19 protein-coding genes are annotated in these 18,332 nt (G+C 73.1%); 9 read left to right on the forward strand and 10 right to left on the reverse strand.

Annotation, left to right across the window (positions count from 1 at the left end; all coding sequences use genetic code 11):
* The first annotated feature begins 18 nt into the window (after positions 1 to 18).
* A complete protein-coding gene (locus ACNAW0_RS10660) occupies positions 19 to 282 on the forward strand; it encodes a DUF6343 family protein (protein ID WP_416287589.1) in 264 nt (87 codons plus the stop codon).
* A 12-nt stretch (positions 283 to 294) separates the two neighbouring features.
* Positions 295 to 1,707 carry an NADP-dependent succinic semialdehyde dehydrogenase gene (locus ACNAW0_RS10665; protein WP_416287590.1) on the forward strand — a complete coding sequence of 471 codons (1,413 nt, stop codon included), beginning with the start codon at positions 295 to 297 and terminating at the stop codon, positions 1,705 to 1,707.
* A 36-nt stretch (positions 1,708 to 1,743) separates the two neighbouring features.
* Here ACNAW0_RS10665 and ACNAW0_RS10670 read toward each other — a convergent pair whose 3' ends face one another.
* Together ACNAW0_RS10670 and ACNAW0_RS10675 are read right to left on the reverse strand one after the other, a co-directional pair.
* A complete protein-coding gene (locus ACNAW0_RS10670; protein ID WP_416287591.1) occupies positions 1,744 to 2,277 on the reverse strand; it encodes a GNAT family N-acetyltransferase in 534 nt (177 codons plus the stop codon).
* A 12-nt stretch (positions 2,278 to 2,289) separates the two neighbouring features.
* A complete protein-coding gene (locus tag ACNAW0_RS10675) occupies positions 2,290 to 3,546 on the reverse strand; it encodes an MFS transporter (protein ID WP_416287633.1) in 1,257 nt (418 codons plus the stop codon).
* A 215-nt stretch (positions 3,547 to 3,761) separates the two neighbouring features.
* On the opposite strand from ACNAW0_RS10675, the gene ACNAW0_RS10680 reads away from it, so the two are divergent.
* Entirely contained in the window at positions 3,762 to 4,166 is a 405-nt protein-coding gene (locus ACNAW0_RS10680) for a VOC family protein (RefSeq protein ID WP_416287592.1), read from the forward strand.
* A gap of 42 nt (positions 4,167 to 4,208) precedes the next feature.
* Here the strand turns inward: ACNAW0_RS10680 and ACNAW0_RS10685 are convergent, their stop codons facing one another.
* The 7 genes from ACNAW0_RS10685 to ACNAW0_RS10715 all read right to left on the reverse strand — a co-directional run bounded on the left by ACNAW0_RS10685 (position 4,209) and on the right by ACNAW0_RS10715 (position 10,250).
* The gene (locus ACNAW0_RS10685) at positions 4,209 to 4,811 is read right to left on the reverse strand and encodes an HAD family hydrolase (RefSeq protein WP_416287593.1); all 603 of its coding nucleotides are present in this window, start codon (positions 4,809 to 4,811) and stop codon (positions 4,209 to 4,211) included.
* 57 nt (positions 4,812 to 4,868) lie between these two features.
* Positions 4,869 to 5,180, reverse strand: coding sequence for a hypothetical protein (locus tag ACNAW0_RS10690; protein ID WP_416287594.1), 312 nt, complete (start codon positions 5,178 to 5,180; stop codon positions 4,869 to 4,871).
* 15 nt (positions 5,181 to 5,195) lie between these two features.
* Positions 5,196 to 5,516, reverse strand: a complete 321-nt coding sequence (locus ACNAW0_RS10695) for a DMT family transporter (RefSeq protein ID WP_416287595.1) — start codon at positions 5,514 to 5,516, stop codon at positions 5,196 to 5,198.
* 123 nt (positions 5,517 to 5,639) lie between these two features.
* Entirely contained in the window at positions 5,640 to 6,158 is a 519-nt protein-coding gene (locus ACNAW0_RS10700) for a putative immunity protein (RefSeq protein WP_416287596.1), read from the reverse strand.
* A 101-nt stretch (positions 6,159 to 6,259) separates the two neighbouring features.
* Complete coding sequence (locus ACNAW0_RS10705; protein WP_416287597.1) at positions 6,260 to 6,457, reverse strand: DUF397 domain-containing protein; 198 nt, start codon at positions 6,455 to 6,457, stop codon at positions 6,260 to 6,262.
* Entirely contained in the window at positions 6,445 to 7,170 is a 726-nt protein-coding gene (locus ACNAW0_RS10710) for a Scr1 family TA system antitoxin-like transcriptional regulator (protein WP_416287634.1), read from the reverse strand. The genes ACNAW0_RS10705 and ACNAW0_RS10710 overlap by 13 nt, the downstream gene beginning before the upstream one ends.
* A 470-nt stretch (positions 7,171 to 7,640) precedes the next feature.
* Entirely contained in the window at positions 7,641 to 10,250 is a 2,610-nt protein-coding gene (locus ACNAW0_RS10715; protein WP_416287598.1) for a glycoside hydrolase family 9 protein, read from the reverse strand.
* A 221-nt stretch (positions 10,251 to 10,471) separates the two neighbouring features.
* Between ACNAW0_RS10715 and ACNAW0_RS10720 the strand changes: the two genes are divergently transcribed.
* The 3 genes from ACNAW0_RS10720 to ACNAW0_RS10730 all read left to right on the forward strand — a co-directional run bounded on the left by ACNAW0_RS10720 (position 10,472) and on the right by ACNAW0_RS10730 (position 12,722).
* Positions 10,472 to 11,611, forward strand: coding sequence for an RNA-guided endonuclease InsQ/TnpB family protein (locus ACNAW0_RS10720; RefSeq protein WP_416287599.1), 1,140 nt, complete (start codon positions 10,472 to 10,474; stop codon positions 11,609 to 11,611).
* Positions 11,612 to 11,626: 15 nt separating this feature from the next.
* Positions 11,627 to 11,932 (forward strand): zinc ribbon domain-containing protein, encoded by a 306-nt coding sequence (locus ACNAW0_RS10725; protein WP_416287600.1) that lies wholly within the window; start codon positions 11,627 to 11,629, stop codon positions 11,930 to 11,932.
* Between the two features lie 64 nt (positions 11,933 to 11,996).
* Entirely contained in the window at positions 11,997 to 12,722 is a 726-nt protein-coding gene (locus ACNAW0_RS10730; RefSeq protein WP_416287601.1) for a PP2C family protein-serine/threonine phosphatase, read from the forward strand.
* 6 nt (positions 12,723 to 12,728) lie between these two features.
* On the opposite strand, the gene ACNAW0_RS10735 is transcribed toward ACNAW0_RS10730, so the two are convergent.
* Complete coding sequence (locus ACNAW0_RS10735) at positions 12,729 to 15,332, reverse strand: ATP-dependent RNA helicase (RefSeq protein WP_416287602.1); 2,604 nt, start codon at positions 15,330 to 15,332, stop codon at positions 12,729 to 12,731.
* Positions 15,333 to 15,532: 200 nt separating this feature from the next.
* Between ACNAW0_RS10735 and ACNAW0_RS10740 the strand changes: the two genes are divergently transcribed.
* Genes ACNAW0_RS10740 through ACNAW0_RS10750 form a run of 3 tightly spaced genes read left to right on the forward strand, consistent with a single transcriptional unit; the run spans position 15,533 to position 18,317 of the window.
* Positions 15,533 to 16,159, forward strand: a complete 627-nt coding sequence (locus ACNAW0_RS10740) for a GOLPH3/VPS74 family protein (protein ID WP_416287603.1) — start codon at positions 15,533 to 15,535, stop codon at positions 16,157 to 16,159.
* A 47-nt stretch (positions 16,160 to 16,206) separates the two neighbouring features.
* On the forward strand, positions 16,207 to 17,730 hold the full coding sequence (locus tag ACNAW0_RS10745) for an APC family permease (RefSeq protein ID WP_416287604.1): 1,524 nt from the start codon (positions 16,207 to 16,209) through the stop codon (positions 17,728 to 17,730).
* A complete protein-coding gene (locus ACNAW0_RS10750; RefSeq protein WP_416287605.1) occupies positions 17,727 to 18,317 on the forward strand; it encodes a GNAT family N-acetyltransferase in 591 nt (196 codons plus the stop codon). The genes ACNAW0_RS10745 and ACNAW0_RS10750 overlap by 4 nt, the downstream gene beginning before the upstream one ends.
* Positions 18,318 to 18,332 lie beyond the last annotated feature (15 nt).

Here is an 18,332-nt window from a genome sequence, read left to right on the forward strand (position 1 = left end):
CGGGGGTAGCCCGAAGGAATGACGCGATCACAGCCCCGCCGTGCCCGTGGCACGGTCGGCCACGCGTACAGCGCGCTGAACCTGCGGCTCGCGCTCGCCCTCTTCGGGCTGGTCACCATGACCGGCGTCGCGGTGGTCGCCTTCGCGGCGCACGTGATCTGGCTGGGCGTGGTCTGCGTGATCCTCGCCGTGGTGGCCGTGGTCGACCTGATCATCATCCAGCGCCGCCGCGCCGCCCGCCACCGGGAGGAGCCGGGCGCGCGGCACTCACTGTTCGAGTGACAGGAGTACGACATGTCCATCGCCACCACCAATCCCGCCACCGGACAGGTACTCAAGACGTACGACCCGATGTCGGACGAGCAGATCGACGCCGCCATCGAGCGGGCCGACCTGGCTTTCCGGCAGTTGCACGGCACCACCATCGCGCAGCGCGGCCGGTGGCTCATCGCGGCGGCCGACCTGCTGGAGGCCGAGCGGGACGAGACCGCCCGAATGATGACCACCGAGATGGGCAAGACGTACGCGGCGGCGAAGGCCGAGGTGACCAAGTGCGCCACGGCCTGCCGCTTCTACGCCGCCAAAGCCCCGGAGATGCTCGCCGACGAGCCGGCAGACGCCGGCGCGGTCAAGGCGAAGCGAGCGTTCGTCCGCCACCAGCCGATCGGGCCGGTGCTCGCGGTGATGCCGTGGAACTTTCCGCTCTGGCAGGTCATGCGTTTCGCCGCGCCCGCCCTGATGGCCGGCAACACCGGCCTGCTCAAGCACGCCTCCAACGTGCCGCAGGCCGCCCTCTACCTGGAGGAACTGTTTCGCCGGGCGGGTTTTCCCGAGGGCGCGTTCACCACGCTGCTGGTGGGCTCGGAGGCCGTCGACCGGATTCTCAGCGACCCGCGGGTCCGCGCGGCCACCCTCACCGGCAGCGAGGTCGCCGGCCGCTCGATCGCCCAGATCGCCGGCCGGGAACTGAAGAAGACCGTGCTGGAACTGGGCGGCAGCGACCCCTTCGTGGTGATGCCCTCGGCCGACCTGGACCGGGCCGCCGAGGTTGCCACCACCGCCCGCTGCCAGAACAACGGCCAGTCCTGCATCGCCGCCAAGCGGTTCATCGTCCACACCGACGTCTTCGACGCCTTCGCCGAGAAGTTCGCCGCGCGGATGTCCGCGCTCACCGTCGGCGACCCGATGGACGACGGCACCGACGTCGGCCCGCTGGCCTCCGACCGGGGCCGCGCCGAGGTGCACGCGCAGGTCCAGGACGCGGCGGACAACGGGGCGACCATCCTCTGTGGCGGGGAACTGCCCGCCGGCGAGGGGTGGTTCTACCCGCCGACTGTGGTCACCGACCTGCGCCCGGGGATGCGGATGTGGTCCGAGGAGGTCTTCGGCCCGGTCGCCGGTCTCTACCGGGCGTCCTCCTACGAGGAGGCGATCGAGATCGCCAATGGCACCACCTTCGGCCTCGGCTCGAACGCCTGGACCACCGACCCGGCCGAGCAGGAGCGCTTCGCCACCGACCTGGACGCCGGCAACGTCTTCATCAACGGCATGACCACCTCCTACCCCGAGCTGCCGTTCGGCGGTGTGAAGAATTCCGGCTACGGCCGCGAACTGTCCGCCGTCGGCATGCGGGAGTTCTGCAACACCAAGACCGTCTGGGTCGGCGAGGGAGAGGCCGGTGCCGGCGCCGGCGCGCACGCCGAGTAGCAGCCGGCCTTCGTCGACCGGGTCGCGCCAGGATCCTCAGTCCAGGCGACGGGCCAGCACCTGGCCGGGCCACGGGTCGCGGCCGGGCCGGTGCACCGTGAACGGGTCGGTGGCGGTGAAGCCGCAGCCCTCATAGAAGCGGACGAGCGCCCGGTCGTCGCCGCCGTAGCAGTCCACCCGCAGCAGGCCCAGGCCCCGGTCGCGGGCCAACTCCTCCGCGTATGCCAGCAGCCGCGCCCCGATCCCGTGGCCGACGTGCGCCCGGTCGGTGACCAGCAGGTTCACGTACAGCTCCGGCTCGGTGGCCGGCGGCACGTAGTCGGTGGCCGCGCCGACCACCAGGGCGCCCACCGCGGTGTCGCCGAGCATGGCCAGGTACAGGCCGCCGCCGGTGGCCCACGCGTCGGTCTGGGCGATCCGCTGCGGGTCGGCCGACGCGGGCTCGGTGCCCCACTGGCCGCTCCGGCCGCGCGCCGCCAGCCAGGCGATGGCGGTGTCGAACAGCCGCAGCACGGTGGGGGCATCGTCCGGCCCGCCCGGCCGGATGGTGAGGGTCGACTGGTCCGTCATGCAGTCATGCTGCTACACGGCAGCTGCCGGCTGATCACCGACCACCGCCGGTCGCTCGGCGCCCCGGTTCGCCAGCGCCCACCGGGCCAGCGCCGGAGCGGCCAGGCCGACGCCCGCGAAGAGCGCGCCGAGCGCCAGCCAGCCCGGCACCCCGCCGTCGAGCAGCAGCAGGGTGAGCAGCGCCGGGCCGACCGCGCGGGCCAGCCCGGCGAGCAGCCCGTCCACCCCCTGGTACGCCCCGATCGCCTCGGACGGGGCCAGGTCGTAGGCGAGACCCGCTCCGGCCGTGCCGTGCCACAGGTCGCCGAACGTGTAGACCACCGTGGCGACGAGCAGGAGCGCGACCGCAGGGACGGTGGGCAGGCCGGCGGTGGCCGCGTAGAGCGGCGTCGCCGCCGCCAGCACCAGGCCGGCCCGACGCAGCTGCCGGGCCGCGGGCGCGGCGGTGTCCGCGCCGCGGCTCAGCCGTACCGCGAGCAGCACGGTGAGCACCGTGTTGGTGAGCAGCACCGCCGACACCACCGGCGGTGGCGCACCCGCCCGGCTCACCGTCCACAGCGGCACCACGAGGGTGAGCACCGTCCAGTGCAGGGCGAGCACCGCCGACGCCCCGCTGACGGCGATGAACCGGCCGTCGCGCAGCGCCCGGCCTCGGCGTACGCCGGCGGCTGCCGGGTCGCGGGGCTTCGGCGGGTACGCCGGCAGCCGCAGCAGCAGCGCCGCCGACAGCAGGTAGGTGGTCGCGTTGCCGGCCACCAGCAGTTGGTACGCCACGTGTGTGTCTGCCGCCAGCGCCATCCCGGCCAGCGCCGTACCGACCGCGATGCCCAGGTTGGCCGCCGCGCGCAGGGTGGCGAAGGCGTGTACCCGGCCCTGCGGACCGGCCACGGCGGCGACCAGCGCGGCGCGGACCGCCAGGTTGCCGGAGGTGAGCAGCGCGTCGAGCACGGCCACCGCGAGGAACGCCGGGAACGAGCCGACCAGCAGGTACGCCGCCGCCACGATCGCCTGGCACACCTGCAGGACCGCGCGGAGCGTACGCGGGTCCCGGCGGTCGGCCAGCCCGCCGAGCGGCACGCTGGCGGTGAGCCCGACCAGGCCGGCGACGGTCAGCCCAGCGCCGACCGAGGTGGGGGAGAGCCCGACGTCGCGGGTCAGGTAGAGGGCGGCCCCGGCCAGCCACAGCCCCGAGCCGACGGTGTTGGCCAAGGTGGCCAGGGACAGGGTGCGCAGCCGCCCCGGTGGCGGGATCGGCAGGGCACCGCGCATCAGCGCCGCCCGGGCACGGCCGCGGGTACAGGCTCGCCGCTGACGCACATGCCACCGACCCTAGGCACGGCCGGTCGGGGCCGGTGGTCCCGAGCGACGCGACGCCGGTCACATCGGGCCGTCCACCACCCTGGAGCCGCCGTCCGGTAATCCGGCCCGCTCGTCGCTCGGATAAAGCAGTCGCGCCGGCTCTCGATCGTCGGCATTCTGGCCGGATGTCTGCCTACATCTCTCATACCAGCATCGACTGCGCCAACGCCTACGCCTTGTCGTCCTGGTGGCGAGTCGTCCTGGACTACGCCGAGGACCCCGACGACCCCAACGGGCCAGGCCATGAGGAGTGCATGATCTCTTCCTCAGACGGTCGACACCGTTTGCTGTTCATCGAGGTCCCAGAACGGAAGCAGACCAAGAATCGGCTCCACTTCGACTTGCGCCCGGCGGACGGCTCGCGCGATGAGGAGCTGACGCGGCTGATCGGCCTCGGTGCGACGCAAGTCGACGACCGGCGGAACCCCGACGGGACCGGATGGGTGGTACTCGCCGATCCGGAGGGCAACGAGTTCTGCATCCTCCGCAGTGACGCCGAGGTTGCCGCTGCTGCACACCCTGCTACCTGATCGCTTCGGTGCGGCTCGTGGCTGCCTTCGTGCTCGGGGTCGTCATGCCGCGCCGGCCCGCTCCCACGGCGCCGGTACGCGGACCGATGCCATGCCCGCCGCCGTCGCGGCCTGGATGCCCAGGTCGGTGTCCTCGAAGACCAGGCAGTCCGCCGGGGGTACGCCGAGCCGGCGGGCGGCGAGCAGGAACGCCTCCGGATCGGGCTTGGCCCGCGCGTAGTCCCCGGCGCAGACCAGCGTCTCGAACCGGTCGAGCAGGCCCAGCATGCCGAGCGAGGCGGTGACGCCTTCCCGGGTGCTGCCGGAGACCACCGCGAACGGGATCCGCCCGTGGGCGTCCTCGATGTGCGCCAGCACCTCCGGCACGCCGGTCAACCCGGGCAGCGACCGCTGGTACAGCTCCTCCTGGCGCTGCGCGACCGTGTCGACCGGCATGGCCAACCCGTGCCGCTCGTTGAGCGTGGCGATGATGTCGGCGATCGGGCGGCCGCCCCAGGCGTAGAAAAGCTCCTCGGGGAAATCGCAGCCCCACTCGTCCAGCGCCGAACACCAGGCCGCGTAGTGCAGCGGCATCGAGTCGACGATGGTGCCGTCGCAGTCGAACAGGTACGCACGGAAGTCGCCGGTCGGCAGGGGGATAGCCATCGGTGCAGGGTACTGCGGTCGCCGGAAAATGCGTTGGCCCGGACCCGGGCTGAGGAATCAGCGGCGGCCGGGGCGCGGCCCCCCGTACAGGTGCACCCGGTCGTCCCGGTCACGGGTCCACTCGGCGTCGTGGAAGAGGTCGGGTCGGGCCAGCGCCTGGGCGACGTGCACGGTCCACTGCTCGTACCACCAGCGGGCGGCGCACTGGCAGCCGGTGAACCGGAAGTTTGCCCGCCAGCGGCACAGCTGGCCCGGGGCGAGCGAGAACAGCCGGGTGCCGACCCGCCGGACGGGGAACGAGGCCCTGCTCGGCAGCCGGTCGACCACCGGCGTGCCGTCACGATCGCGTACGTGCCGCGGCGCGTCCACCCGATTCGGTGCGGCTCAGTGGGCGCCGCCGAGGTTGAGCACCACCACCCCGGCGATCACCAGGCCGGCGCCCATCACCTTCGCGACGCTGAGCGGCTCACCCAGGAAGGCCGCCCCGATCGCCATGATCGCGGCGGTGCCGAGCCCGGACCAGATCGCGTACGCGACGCCGACCGGGATCTCCCTCACCGCCAGGGCGAGCAGCCCGAACGATGACACGTAGGCCACCGCCAGCCCGAGCGTCGGCCAGAGCCGGGTGAAACCGTCGGTCGACTTGAGCAGGCTGGTGCCGATCACCTCCGCGGTGATCGCGGCCAGCAGGAACACGTACGCCATGACTTTCCTTCGCGTCGAGGGTGCGCTGATGGTGCCATGCCATCACGTGCACTATTTGCGATCCGCCGACCGGCGAGATCATCCGTTCATTTAAGGCGATGAACGCCTCGGCTGGCGCAACCTTCAGAAGTGGCTGCGCAGGGCCTCATCCAGATCGCGAAGCAGCTCCCCGACGCGCCCTCCACCAGGCGGTGCCGCAGGGTAGCGGCTGAGCACGTCAACGACGACTGGTGTCGCGCGCTGGCGAGCTTGCCCAAGGTGATGAGCGCCGACCTCTCGATCATCGCCCGCAATAAGCTCCGCTGCCCCCAGAATGTGCTTCACCTGGTGACGGTCGGCCAGTGGATGCAGGTACGCAGCGGATGCCGCGCACATCGCTGCTCGTGCCGCCTCGCCCGCAGCCGCAGTGTCTGCCTCTCGGGCCGCCTTGTGCGCCGCCCACCCGGTGTCGCGCAGTGACTTCCCGCGTTCGCCACCTCGTGCGAACGCCCACGCGGCGTCGACCGCCTCGCGAGGCCGCGAGTCGGCCGGGTGTGCTCTCTCGAAGATCTCCAGGACTTCCTGGGCGCTCTCAGCGGCGTAACCGGTGACTTCGCGAAGGTCCTGCTTGCTCAGGATGATCCCGCTGATGTCGTTCGCCACGGGTACTATCCTCGTCCACCGCACTGAGCGTCGCCAGTCAGCTACTCAGCACTCGCTACCCCGAATCAGCCGACCGCCATGAACGTGTCAGCCGAGTACAACTAGCCGCGGTAGTCCCGGACGACGTCGACGAACGCGTGCCAGGCGGCGGGGTTGAAGTGGAGCGTGGCGCCGGTGCGGTCCTTGGAGTCACGGACCAGGATCACGCCGGGGAGGTTGTCGGCGACCTCGACGCAGTTGCCGCCGTTGGAGCTGCTGCGGGTGCTGGTGCGCCAGTGGGCGCCGGTCAGGTCAGCCATGGTCGCGCCTTCAGGAGCTGGATCGTCTGGTCGCGCGGCAGCGCGATCGACCTCAGAGTGTCCCAGACCTGCCACAGCGGAGCAACGTCCTTTGTCGTCCGCCCGGCGGCCTGGTCGTCCAGGTAGGCCACGTCGTCGCCGTCGTCAACGGTGGCGATGACGAACGGGCCGGCCTGCCCGGGGTGGAAGCCGGCCCGCAGCGGCAGCACGTGCAGCAGCACGCGGGGTCGCTGCGCCATGGCGACTAGGTGGTCGAGCTGTGGCTGCATGATCTCCGGCTCGCCCCGGCGCAGCGCGGCCTCGTCGATCACGAAGATGGCCAGCGGTGGCCGGGCCCGGTCGAAGACGGCGGCCTGGCGGGCGAGCCGGGCGGCCACGTAGCCCTCCACCTCGTCGTCGGCGAGTGGGCCGCTGCTCAGCACCGCGTGCGCGTACGCCTCGGTCTGGAGTAGGCCGGGCAGCACGGACGCTTCGAACGAGCGGAGCGCGCTGGCCTCCTCCTCCACCTCGGCCCACCGCCGGAACCAGTCCGGCTCGCGGCGGCGGACCACCTCGGGCCACAGGTCGCCGACCTCCCGGCCGAGCGCTCTGGACACCGCCGCCCGGTGTCGGGGGTGCGGGACCCGCCCCGGCGTGACCCAGCGGGCGGCCGTCTTCGGGTCCACCCCGACCCGCTCGGCGAGGGACTCCGCCGTCTCGCCCGCCTCGGCCATGGCCACCCGCAGCGCGTCGTTCACACCGGCCTCCACGAAGGACGTTCCAGACGTCCGCCGACCCTACCGCTACACGGTGTGTCCGTCTCGCGACGCGCGGCAGGCTTCTGCTCAGCGGAACCGTCGCCGTGGCCCGAACCGTCGGCGGGACCGCGGGCCGCCCGGCCAACGCCGTCCGGGCGGCCCGTCCAGTAAACCGCCGAGAGGAGGGCCGATCATGCGTATCCGGTGCTGGCGTGAAGGGAGGCGGGGGTGAGCCGGCCGGGGCGACCGCACGTACTCAACTGCCACACCCGCCCGCCTGGCCTGACCGACCGCTTCCTCACCTGGGCCCGCGCCCGCGGCCAGGACCCGCCCGATCCCCCGGCATGATCACGCTTGAACATGGAAGTAGTGGCCTCCCGGTGAGCTGGAGGCCACTACTTCCTGGATCGAGCACGATCTTGCCGCTGGGGCGGTGCCCCGGGCGGTCAGGAGAGGGTGCAGGCGTGGTTGTTGAGGGTGATCAGGGTGGGGGTGGGGTTGGGAGCGCCGGATGTTGAGCCGATCAGGCCGAAGGTGATCTCGGCACCCGGGGTGATCGTGGCGTTCCAGGACTCGTTCGTCGCGGTGACCGTGGCACCGGATTGGCTGACCTGGGCCGACCAGAAGCTCTGCACCTTCTGGTCGCCGGTGAAGGCCCACCGTACGTTCCAGCCGTTCACCGCGGACGTGCCGGTGTTGCGCACGGTGACCTGGGTGTTGAAGCCCTCCGGCCAGCTTCCGTGAGTGGTGTACGTGACGGCGCAGGTGGGCGCCGGCACCGCCGCCGCGTCACGCTGGTCGGCGAGGAACGACGCCAGCCACGCCAGCGCCGAGTTCCAGTTGATCGCCACCTCGTTGGTCGAGTACGAGTTGATGTCGTCGACGTAGCAGAACATAGGCTGGCAGCCGGCCAGCAGGTTGGCCGCGTACGGGTCCTGGAGGGCGGCGTTCGCGCCCCCGGCCAGGGAGCCGGCCGGCGGGTGCGGCAGGTTCGGGTCGAGCTGGTGGGCGAAGAGCCGGCTGTGCTGGTTCCGCGCCGCGTGCTCACCCCACCCGGTCACGTACGAGATGTTCAGCGCGTTGCGGCCGAGCAGGTAGTCGGCGCTCTGCACCGCCCCGTCCCGGTACTTCGCGTCCCGGGTCAGGTCGAACGCGGTGGCGAGCACGATCGCGTTGTTGATGATGTTGCTGTTGCCGCCCCAGACGTACGCGCCCGCGTCGCCGGGCAGCGGCAGCCCGTACGCCTGGCCGCGCAGGGTGGCCAGGTAGCGGTCGGCGGCGGCGGTCACCGATGCGCGGATCCGGGCCTGCTCGGCGGCCGGCAGCGCGTTCGGCACGGTGGCCAGGTCGAGCCGGCCCAGCGCGGCGACGCTCTGCCAGCCGAAAGCGCCCCCGGCGGCGAAGACATCGGCGGTGTGCAGCGGTGACGCGGTGAGGTCGGTCAGGTAAGCCGGCTCCCCGGTGGTCAGCCACAGCTCGACGGCCGCCCAGTAGAACTCGTCGGTGACGTTCGAGTCGTCGTACGCGCCGCCGCCGTTGCCGTCGGCCGCCGAGGCGTAGCTCTTCGGGTGCGCCTTGGCCGCCGCGTACGCGGTCTTCGCGGCGGTGCCGCAGCGGCCCGCGAAGGCGGCGTCGTACGGGGCGAAGAGCCGGGCGCACTGGGCGGCGACGGCGGCCAGGTTGAGGGTGGCGGCGGTGGACGGCGGGTGCAGCTCACGCGGCTGCGGGTCGTCCTGCGGCGCGAGCGGCAGCCCGGTCCAGTTCCGGTCGTGGATCTTGTGGTGGGCCATCCCGGCGAGCGGCTGGCCGGCCGGCACCTGCATCCGCAGCAGGAACTCCAGCTCCCAGCGGGCCTCGTCGAGGATGTCCGGGACCTGGTTGCCCCACTCGGGCACGCGCAGGGTCGAGTCGCCGAGCGCCGCGCCCCCGGCGGCGGTCTCCGCGGTCTTGGTCCGCTCGAAGGCGCTCAGCAACTGGTAGGTGGCGATGCCGCCGTTGACCACGTACTTGCCGTGGTCGCCGGCGTCGTACCAGCCGCCGCGCACGTCGAGGGAGTAGTCGCAGACCCCGGGTTGGCAGGGCACGTAGGTGTCGCCCTGGTTGGGTGCCACGCCGAGGTGCCCGGCCGGACGGGCGTACTCGGTGCCGATCAGGTCGCCGTCGATCGCGATGCCGCTGCGCTGGGCGTAGAAGAACTGGAGCGAGTCGGCGCGCAGCCCGTCGTAGAGGGTGCCGGAGATGTCGAACGGGTGGCTGGTCTCCCCGTCGGCGACCAGAGTGTAGCCGGTGCCCGGGGTGCGGAACGAGGAGAGGTCGACGGTGTGCACGTGCTGCTGCGAGGCCGCGTCCACGCCGCGCGGGGTGGTCTGGCCGCCGGCCACCACCGTGCCGGCCGCGGATTTCAGCTGCCACGGCATCGGGTCGGTGGCGTCGGTGACGACGGTGGCGTGCTTCGGGCCGCCGGGCAGGTAGCCGACCTGGTTGACCCGTACGCGCGGCCCGGTGTCCGGCTCGTACGGCGGGGCCGCCTCGCCGCCGCGCAGCGAGACGTTGTCCAGGCAGACGGTCTGTGCCTGCGGGCTGCCGCCGACCTGGAAGATGAGCTGCGCGTTGGGGTTGTCGGCCGGGGCGGTGAACGTCTTGGCGACGTGCTGCGCGGTGCCGGTCGCGGTGGCGTTGACGCTGGCGTACGTGGTGTAGGGCGCGCTACCGAGCTGGAGCACCGCCGTGAGGGCCGTCCCGGTGGTGGCGGAGACGTCGAAGGAGAGCTCGTACTCGGCGCCCGCGATCAGCGGGACCGCGTCCTGGCCGATGCCGGCGTCCCAGGGGTTCGCCAGGCCGCCGGGGACGGTGGTGCAGAGCCGGCCGTCGGTGACCCCGAGGTCGCCGGTGCCGTACGAGAACCAGGGGCTGGTGCCGGCGCTGAAGTCGCCGTTGCGGATCTGCTCGGGCGCGTCGGGGGGTACTTCGGCGTGGGCCGGGACGGTAGTGGTGCCGGTCAGGACGAGGGTGGTGGCCGCGGCGAGCGCCGTGAGGCGACGTCGGGATGGGGTCACGGAGATTCCTTCCGTACGTCGGGGGCGGTGGTGGTGGGGGCAGGGACTGGGAGCGCTCCCATATAGGATCGATGTTTCCAGCGCATTCCCTCGCTGTCAATCGACCCGAAACGATGAGGTTGCGCCCCGCCCGGCAGTGAGATTCACCGCGCTGCGCGGCATCCTCCTGATCTCCTAGCGCGTTTCGGAAGTGTCGTAGGTGGCGGGCATGGTGTGGGGCTGTGGGGAGGTTTACCGCGTTCCGGTTCACGGTCGACGCATCGCCGTCGCAGGTGGTGGTGTTGGGCCGTCATGCGGGGGCGGCTCGGTTCGCGTTCAACCAGTGCCTGGCTCTGGTGAAGGAGGCCCTGGATGCGAAGCATCGGGGCGGGTCGGTGGTGGTGCCGTGGTCGGGTTTCGACCTGATCAACGCGTTCAACTCGTGGAAAACCTCGGCTGCGGCGGGCCGCCGTTTCGTGGTCGACTCGGCCGGTTCGGCCGAGACAGTGGTGACGGGGTTGTCGTGGCGGGCGCTGGTGTGTCAGCAGGTGTGTGAGGAAGCCGCTGTCGACCTGGGCCGTGGCCTGGCCGCGTGGGCGGATTCCCGTGGGGGGAAACGGGCGGGCCGTCGGGTGGGGTTCCCGACATTCAAACGCAAGAGCCGCACCCGCCCGTCGTTCCGGATCCGCCGCAAAACCACCAAAGGTCGGCCAAGCATCCGGGTGGGGGATCCGACGGCAGGGCCTCGGAGTGTCTGTCTGCCGGTAGTCGGGGTCCTGGCAGTGCGGGAGGACACCCGTCGGCTCCGGCGGATGATCCGCACCGGCCGGGCCTGTGTCCGGTATGCCACCGTCTCTGCTCGGGCGGGTCGGTGGACCGTCACCGTGACGGTGGAGGCGGCGGACCTGCATCCCGCCCGCCAGCACCCGGCCCGCCCCGACGTCGATGGCGGTGGTGGTTGGGTGGGCGTCGATCGAGGTCTTGCCGCTCTCGTCGTGGCCGCCGACATCACCGGCCGGGAGGTGGCGCGTGTCGATGATGTGCCGCGCCCGCTGCGGGCCGCCCTGCCAAAGCTACGGCGTCTGTCCCGCCAGGTCAGCCGCAAACAGCGAGGCTCGCGTAACCGGGCTGAGGCTGTCGCCCGGCTGGGCCGTGCCCACCTGCGTGTCGCGAACATCCGTCGACACTTCCTGCACAAGGTCGCCAACCGGCTGGTCAAGACCCACGACCGGCTGGTTCTGGAAGACCTGCACACCGCCGGCATGCTGCGTAACCGGCGTCTGGCCGTCGCCATCTCCGATGCGGGTTGGGCTGATCTGGCCCGCATCATCGGCTACAAACAACGCTGGCGGGGCGGGCAGGCCACAGCGGCACCTCGGTGATATCCGTCCACCAGAATGTGCAGTGCCTGCCGCACCGTCGGCCCTGCCCTGCCCCTGTCGGTGCGTGTCTTCCGCTGCGAGACGTGTGGGCATACGGCGGATCGGGATGTCAACGCGGCGGTCAACCTCGCCGTCTGGGCCGAGGAACAGTATGCCCAGACCCGGGACCCCGAAGTACGAGGCCCGGTCACCAACGCCTCCCGAGGGGACGGCTCTGGCCGGCGCCCACGCGCCGGTGAAACCAGCCCCGATGACGGAGGAACCCTGCCGACACGAATGTCCGTGACGGCAGGGACGCCCGAGAAGGGCGGTATCTCATGATCCAACTGACTATTGAGACACGCTGTAGAGACAACTGCGCCCTTCGCCTGGCAGGCTGCCTCCCATGACCCTGAAGCTTCGTTCCCTGGGGGCGAGCGACCGTGGGCTGATCCGCAGTGGGAACCAGGACGCCCAGCACTCCGGCAGCTGGCTGGTCGCCGTCGCCGACGGCATGGGCGGCATGGCCGCCGGTGACCTGGCCAGCCGGATCGCCATCGACGCGGTCACCCCGCTGGACGTGGAGACGCCCGAGGACGCGTTGGTCGCCGCCCTGCAGGGCGGCATCGAGCTGGCCACCGCGCGGATCCGGCAGGCCGTCGCGGAGGATCCGGAACGCCAGGGCATGGGCACCACCCTGACCGCGCTGCTCTTCGCCCGCACCGGCAGCTGCCTGGCCCTGGCCCACGTCGGCGACTCTCGGGCGTACCTGTTCCGCGAGGGCGTGCTGAAGCAGATCACCCGCGACGACACCTTCGTGCAGATGCTGGTCGACCAGGGCGTGATCACCCCCGAGGAGGCGAGCAGCCACCCCCGGCGGGCGGTGGTGACCCAGGCGTTGCAGGGCGACGAGGTCTCCCCGGCGTACGCGACGATGGTGCCCCGGGCCGGCGACCGCTGGCTGTTGTGCAGCGACGGCCTCTCCAACATGGTCCGCGCGGACACCCTCGCCGAGGTGCTCGGCGGGTACGCCGACCAGCAGGCGTGCGCGGCCAAGCTGATCGACCTGGCGCTGCGGGCCGGCGGCCCGGACAACGTGACCGTGGTGATCGCCGACGTGGTCGACGAGTAGCCGGGATCAGCGGCGGCGCGGCGCGGCCCGCCGGGTCGGCTCGGCGGTGGTCGGGTCCTCCGGCCACGGATGCCGTGGATAGCGCCCGCGCAGTTCCGCCCGGACCTGCGGGTAGCCCACCTGCCAGAACGAGGCCAGGTCGGCGGTGACCGCCACCGGCCGGCCGGCGGGCGAGAGCAGGTGCAGCAGCACCGACACCCGGCCGTCGGCGATCCGTGGCGCGTCCCGCCAGCCGAAGGTCTCCTGAAGCTTGACCGCGAGCACCGGGGTGGCCGGGTCGGCGTAGTCCACCCGGATCCGGGAGCCGCTGGGCACCGGCAGCCGCTCCGGTGCCAGCTCGTCCAGCCGGGCCGCCTGCCGCCAGTCCAGCAGCCGGCGCAGCGCCGCCGCGACGTCGATGCGGGCCAGGTCGGCCCGGCGCCTCGCCCCGGCCAGCTCGGGGCCCAGCCAGGTGGCCGCGCCGGCGAGCAGCGCAGCCTCGGACACGTCCGGCCACTCGTCGCCGAGCGCCTGCCGGCAGAAGGCCAGCCGCCGGCGCAGTGCGGTCGCCTCCGGCGTCCAGGTCAGCAGGCCCAGCCCGGCCCGGCGCAGCCCGGCCAGCACGGCATCGGCGACCAACTCCTGGTCGGGCGCCGCGAGGGGCCGGTCGGCCAGCTCGATCGCGCCGAGCCGGACGACCTCCCGGGCCACCACGTCATCGCCCGACCAGCCGACCTCTCGGTCGGTGCGCAGCAGCGGCCCGCCGGCCTCCCGCGCGGTCGCCTCGTCCACCGGGGCGGCGAGTCGCACCCGGGCGCTCGGCGCGCCGGGGGAGCGGTCGGCCACCGCGATCGCCAGCCACGTCGACCCGGCCAGCGCCGACCCGGCCGCCAGCTCCGCGGCGGTCCCGCCCGCCATCAGGTACGCGGACCCGCCGACCCGGCGCGTCCGGGCGAGCCGCTCCGGGTACGCCAGCCCGACCAGCAGCCCGGCGGCGAGGTCATCGGGTAGGCGGTCCGTACCGGGGGTAGTCCGTGGCCCGGTGGGCAGGGCGGCGCGGAGGCGGCGTACCTCGGCGCGCCAGCGCGCGGTGGCGGCGGGGTCGGCGTTGCCGCGCAGCCGGCGCCACAGGGCGGTGAGGTCGTCGCCGGCGCCGGTGCGGGTCTCCTCGGCGAGCAGCGCGACCACCTCGGCGGCCCGGTCCGCGCCGACCCGTTCCGCCCCGTCCAGCAGCGCCCGGGCCAGCCGGGGATGGGTCCCGGCCGCCGCGATGGCCCGCCCCCGCGCGGTTATCCGGCCGCCCGCGTCCACCGCGGCGAGCGTGGTCAGGGACTCCCGGGCGACCGTGAGGGCGGCCGGCGGCGGGGGGTCGGGCAGCGCCAGCCCGCTGCCGTCCGGGTCGCCCCATGCGGCCAGCTCGAGCGCGAACCCGGTGAGGTCGGCGGTGGCGATCTCGGGCTCGGGCTGCGGGGCGAGGTGGCCGTGGGTCGCCTCCGACCAGCACCGGTAGACCGCGCCGGGGGCCTCCCGCCCGGCCCGGCCGGCCCGCTGGGTGGCCGCCGCCCGGGATACCGGCACGGTGACCAGCGCGCCCAGCCCCCGAGCCAGATCGGTACGGGGCACCCGGCTCAACCCGGCGTCCACCACCACGCGTACCCCGGGCACGGTCAGGCTGCTCTCCGCCACCGCGGTGGCCAGCACGACCCGCCGCCGGTCGGCAGTTTCCGGGCGCGGCGCGGCGTCCGAACCGTCGAGCCGGAACGGTCGAGCCGAGCCGTCGGGCGCGTCGGTCCCGACCGGTCGGAGCCACAGCGCGGCGTCCTGCGCCGCGGCGGGCAGCCGGCCGTGCAGCGGCAGCACGGCGACGGCGTCGCGCAGGTCGGCCAGGCGGGCGGCGACCGCCGTGATCTCGCCGGCACCGGGCAGGAAGACGAGCACGTCCCCGTCCCGCTCGCGCAGCGCCCGCCGGACCGTGGCGGCCACGTGGTCGAGCAGTGCCGGGTCGACCCGTCCTGCCCCCGGCGCGGCGACCGGCCGGGGCGGGGGCGCCCAGATCCGGGTCACCGGGTGCAGGGACGCCTCGGCCCGGACCACCGGCGCGGGCCGGTCGGGCCCGGCCAGCAGCGCGGCGAACCGGTCGGCGGGCGGAGTGGCGGACATCGCCAGCAGCCACAGGTCCGGCCGGAGCGCGGCCCTGGCCTCCACGCTGAAGGCCAGCGCCAGGTCGGCGTCGAGCTGCCGCTCGTGGCACTCGTCGAGCAGCACCGCGCCGACCCCGGGCAACTCGGGGTCGTGTTGCAGCCGCCTCACCAGCAGGCCGGTGGTGACCACCTCGACGCGGGTGTCCGGCCCGACCCGGCGCTCGCCGCGTACGGCGTACCCGATCCGGCCGCCGACGCGCTCGCCGAGCAGGGCGGCCATCCGGTGGGCGGCGGCCCGGGCGGCCATCCGGCGGGGCTGGGCGACCACCACCCGACCGGCGACCTCATCGACCACCGCCAGCGGCGCGAGGGTGGTCTTGCCGGTGCCGGGCGGCGCCACCAGGACCGCCGCGCCGGCGGTGGCCAGCGCCTCGACCAGCGCCGGCAGCACCGCCCGGACCGGTAGGTCGAGGGCCACGTCGGAGAGCACGTGCCCACTCTCGCATCCGGTGCTCAGGCTCGCGCAGTTGGCGGAGTTCCCGGGCCGGTCACCCTCCGAGTCTGCAACGGCAAGATCCGCAGGTCGTTCCGGTACGGAGTGCAACGATCGAAGGTGGGAGTTGCATTGCCGGAGCCTGCGGTGCATTCTCTTCGCGGTATCGATTGTCTCTGGACAGCCAGGAGGCTCGTTTGCTCATCGCTGACGAGTTCTTCCTGATCGCCCACAATGACAGCCGGGGCAAGGCCAAGCTGCACCCGGCGGCCACCGGGCTCGGGCTCGCCGCCGGCCTCCTCGGCGAGTTGCTCCTTTTCCGACGGATCACCATCGAATCCGGACTGGTCACCGTGATCGACCGCCGGCCACCGGACGACGCGCTCGCGCACACCGTGCTCGACCAGTTGATGGGCGAGTCCCAGCACCGGGCGGTCCGCACCTGGCTGAGCTTCCTGGCCCAGACCGGGGTGAGCGCGGTCGGCGAGCGGCTGGCCCGTGCCGGGGTGCTGCGCCGCCAGGAGAACCGCCGGCTGCTGCGGACCAGCGTCAGCTACGTACCGGTCGACGCGAACACGGCGGCCTGGCCGGCGGCTCGGCTGTGGACCCTGATGGACCGCCCGGAGCCCATCGCCGTGCCGGACGCGCTGCTGCTTGGCCTGGTCGCCGCCACCGGGCTGACCCGCGAGGTGCTGTTCAGCGCCGGACCGCAGGCCCACCAACGGCTAAGCGCGCTCATCCCGGCGCTGCCCGCGCCGCTGAAGGAACTGGTCGGGCACACCGAGGCCGCCGTCGGCGCCGCGGTGCTGCGCGGCGTGCCCTGACCTCCGGGTCCCCGCCCCCATTCCCCCTTCCCACCGGAGCAGCCCCCATGCCTCCCACAATCACAGCCGACCGTCCGAGCAACGTCTCCGAGGCCCTGGCCCGTGGCCGGCTCGGCGTACCGTCGGTCATCTTCTTCGTCCTCTCCGCCGCCGCCCCGCTGACCGTGGTGGCCGGCCTGATCACCACGGGGTACGCCGTCACCGGGGTCACCGGCATCCCGCTGGCGTTCCTGGCGGTCGCGGTGGTGCTCACCCTCTTCGCGGTCGGCTACGTGGCGATGGCCCGCCGGCTGACGAATGCCGGCGCGTTCTACGCGTACATCGCCCGTGGGATCGGCCGACCCGCCGGGGTCGGCGCCGCGTGGGTCGCGCTGATCGCGTACAACGCGCTGCAGGTCGGGCTCTACGGCGCGATCGGCGCGGCCGCCGAGCCTGTGCTGGGCCGGCTCTTCGGGGGATCGCCCGCCTGGTGGGTGGTGGCCCTGGTGGCCTGGGCGCTGGTCGCGGTGCTGGGCGTGTTGCGGGTGGACGTGAACGCCCTGGTGCTCGCCGTGCTGCTGCTGGCCGAGATCGCGGTGATCCTCGTCTTCGACCTGGGGCAGGTCACCCACCCGGCCGGCGGCTCGATCAGTTTCGCCAATCTGTCGCCGGACAACCTGCTGGTGCCGGGGGTCGGCGCGATCCTGGTGCTGGCCACGACCGGCTTCACCGGCTTCGAGTCCGCGGTGGTGTTCAGCGAGGAGAGCAAGGACCCGAGGCGGACCGTCCCGCTGGCCACGTACCTGTCGGTGGCGATCATCGCCGGGATGTACGCCTTCTCGGCCTGGACGATGACCGTCGCCACCGGGCCGGACCGGATCGTCGAGGAGTCCCGTGAACAGAGCACGGGCCTGATCTTCAGTCTCGCCGGCGCGCACTTCGGCGACACCGCGGTGGCCATCGGCGAGGCGCTCTTCCTCACCTCGCTGCTGGCGGCGATGATCTCGTTCCACAACACCACCGCCCGGTACGCCTTCGCGCTCGGCCGCGAGCGGGTGCTGCCGGCGTTGTTCGGGCGGACCTCGCCGCTGACCGGGGCCCCGCGGGTCGCCTCGCTGGCGCAGAGCGCCCTTGGACTGGTCGTGATCGTCCTCTACGCGGTCAAGGGCTGGGACCCGCTGGTGCAGCTGTTCTTCTGGGGCGGCACCGGCGGCGGGTTCGGCGTGCTGCTGCTGATCACCGCCACCGCGGTGGCGGTGATCGCCTTCTTCGCCCGGACCCGTACCGAGGAGACGCTGTGGCGGCGGGCGATCGCCCCCGCCCTCGCCGCGATCGCGCTGGTCGCCATCATCGTGGTCGCGGTGAACAACTTCGCCAACCTGCTCGGGGTCGACCCGGACTCGCCGCTGCGCTGGAGGATCCCGGCGGTCTACCCGGTTGCGGCGCTGCTCGGGCTGCTCTGGGGGCTGGTGCTGCGCGCCTCGCGGCCGGACGTGTACGCCCGGATCGGGCTGGGCGCGGAGAGCGCCGTCGCCGGTCTGCCGCGGGACTCCGACGAGGTGGCCCCGGTGGGGGCGGAGGTGGCCCGGTGACCGAGGTGCCGGTCGAGCGGCTGGGCCCGGCGGAGACCCGGTCGGTCGCCGAGCGGATCGCCGGGGCCTTCCGGCCCCTGCCCGTCACCCGGTGGCTCGTGCCGGACGAGGCGAAGCGGAAGGCGGTGCTCGCCGGCAACTTCGAGATTCTGGTCGACCACGCGATGCGGCACGGGATCGTGCACGGCACCGCCGACCGGGCGGCGGTCGCGGTCTGGTTCCCGCAGACGGGCGAGCCGGCCCCGCCGCCGACCGACTACGACGCCCGGCTCGCCGCCGCCTGCGGCGAGTGGACGCCGCGGTTCCAGCACCTCGACGAGTTGTTCGAGGCACACCACCCGCACGCCGACCACCACCATCTGGCGTTCCTGGCGGTCGTGCCGGAACGGCAGGGCCGGGGGCTGGGCACCGCGCTGCTGCGGCACCATCACGCCCTGCTCGACGTCGAGGGTGTGCCGGCGTACCTGGAGGCGAGCAGCGAGCGCAGCCGCGACCTGTACGCCCGGCACGGCTACCGGGCCGCCGAGCCGTTCCGCGTCCCCGACGGTGCCCCCTTCTATCCGATGTGGCGCGACCCGGAAGGGTGAGCGGTACGCGGCACG

Source organism: Micromonospora sp. SL1-18 (assembly GCF_047921505.1).
Classification (GTDB): Bacteria; Actinomycetota; Actinomycetes; order Mycobacteriales; family Micromonosporaceae; genus Micromonospora.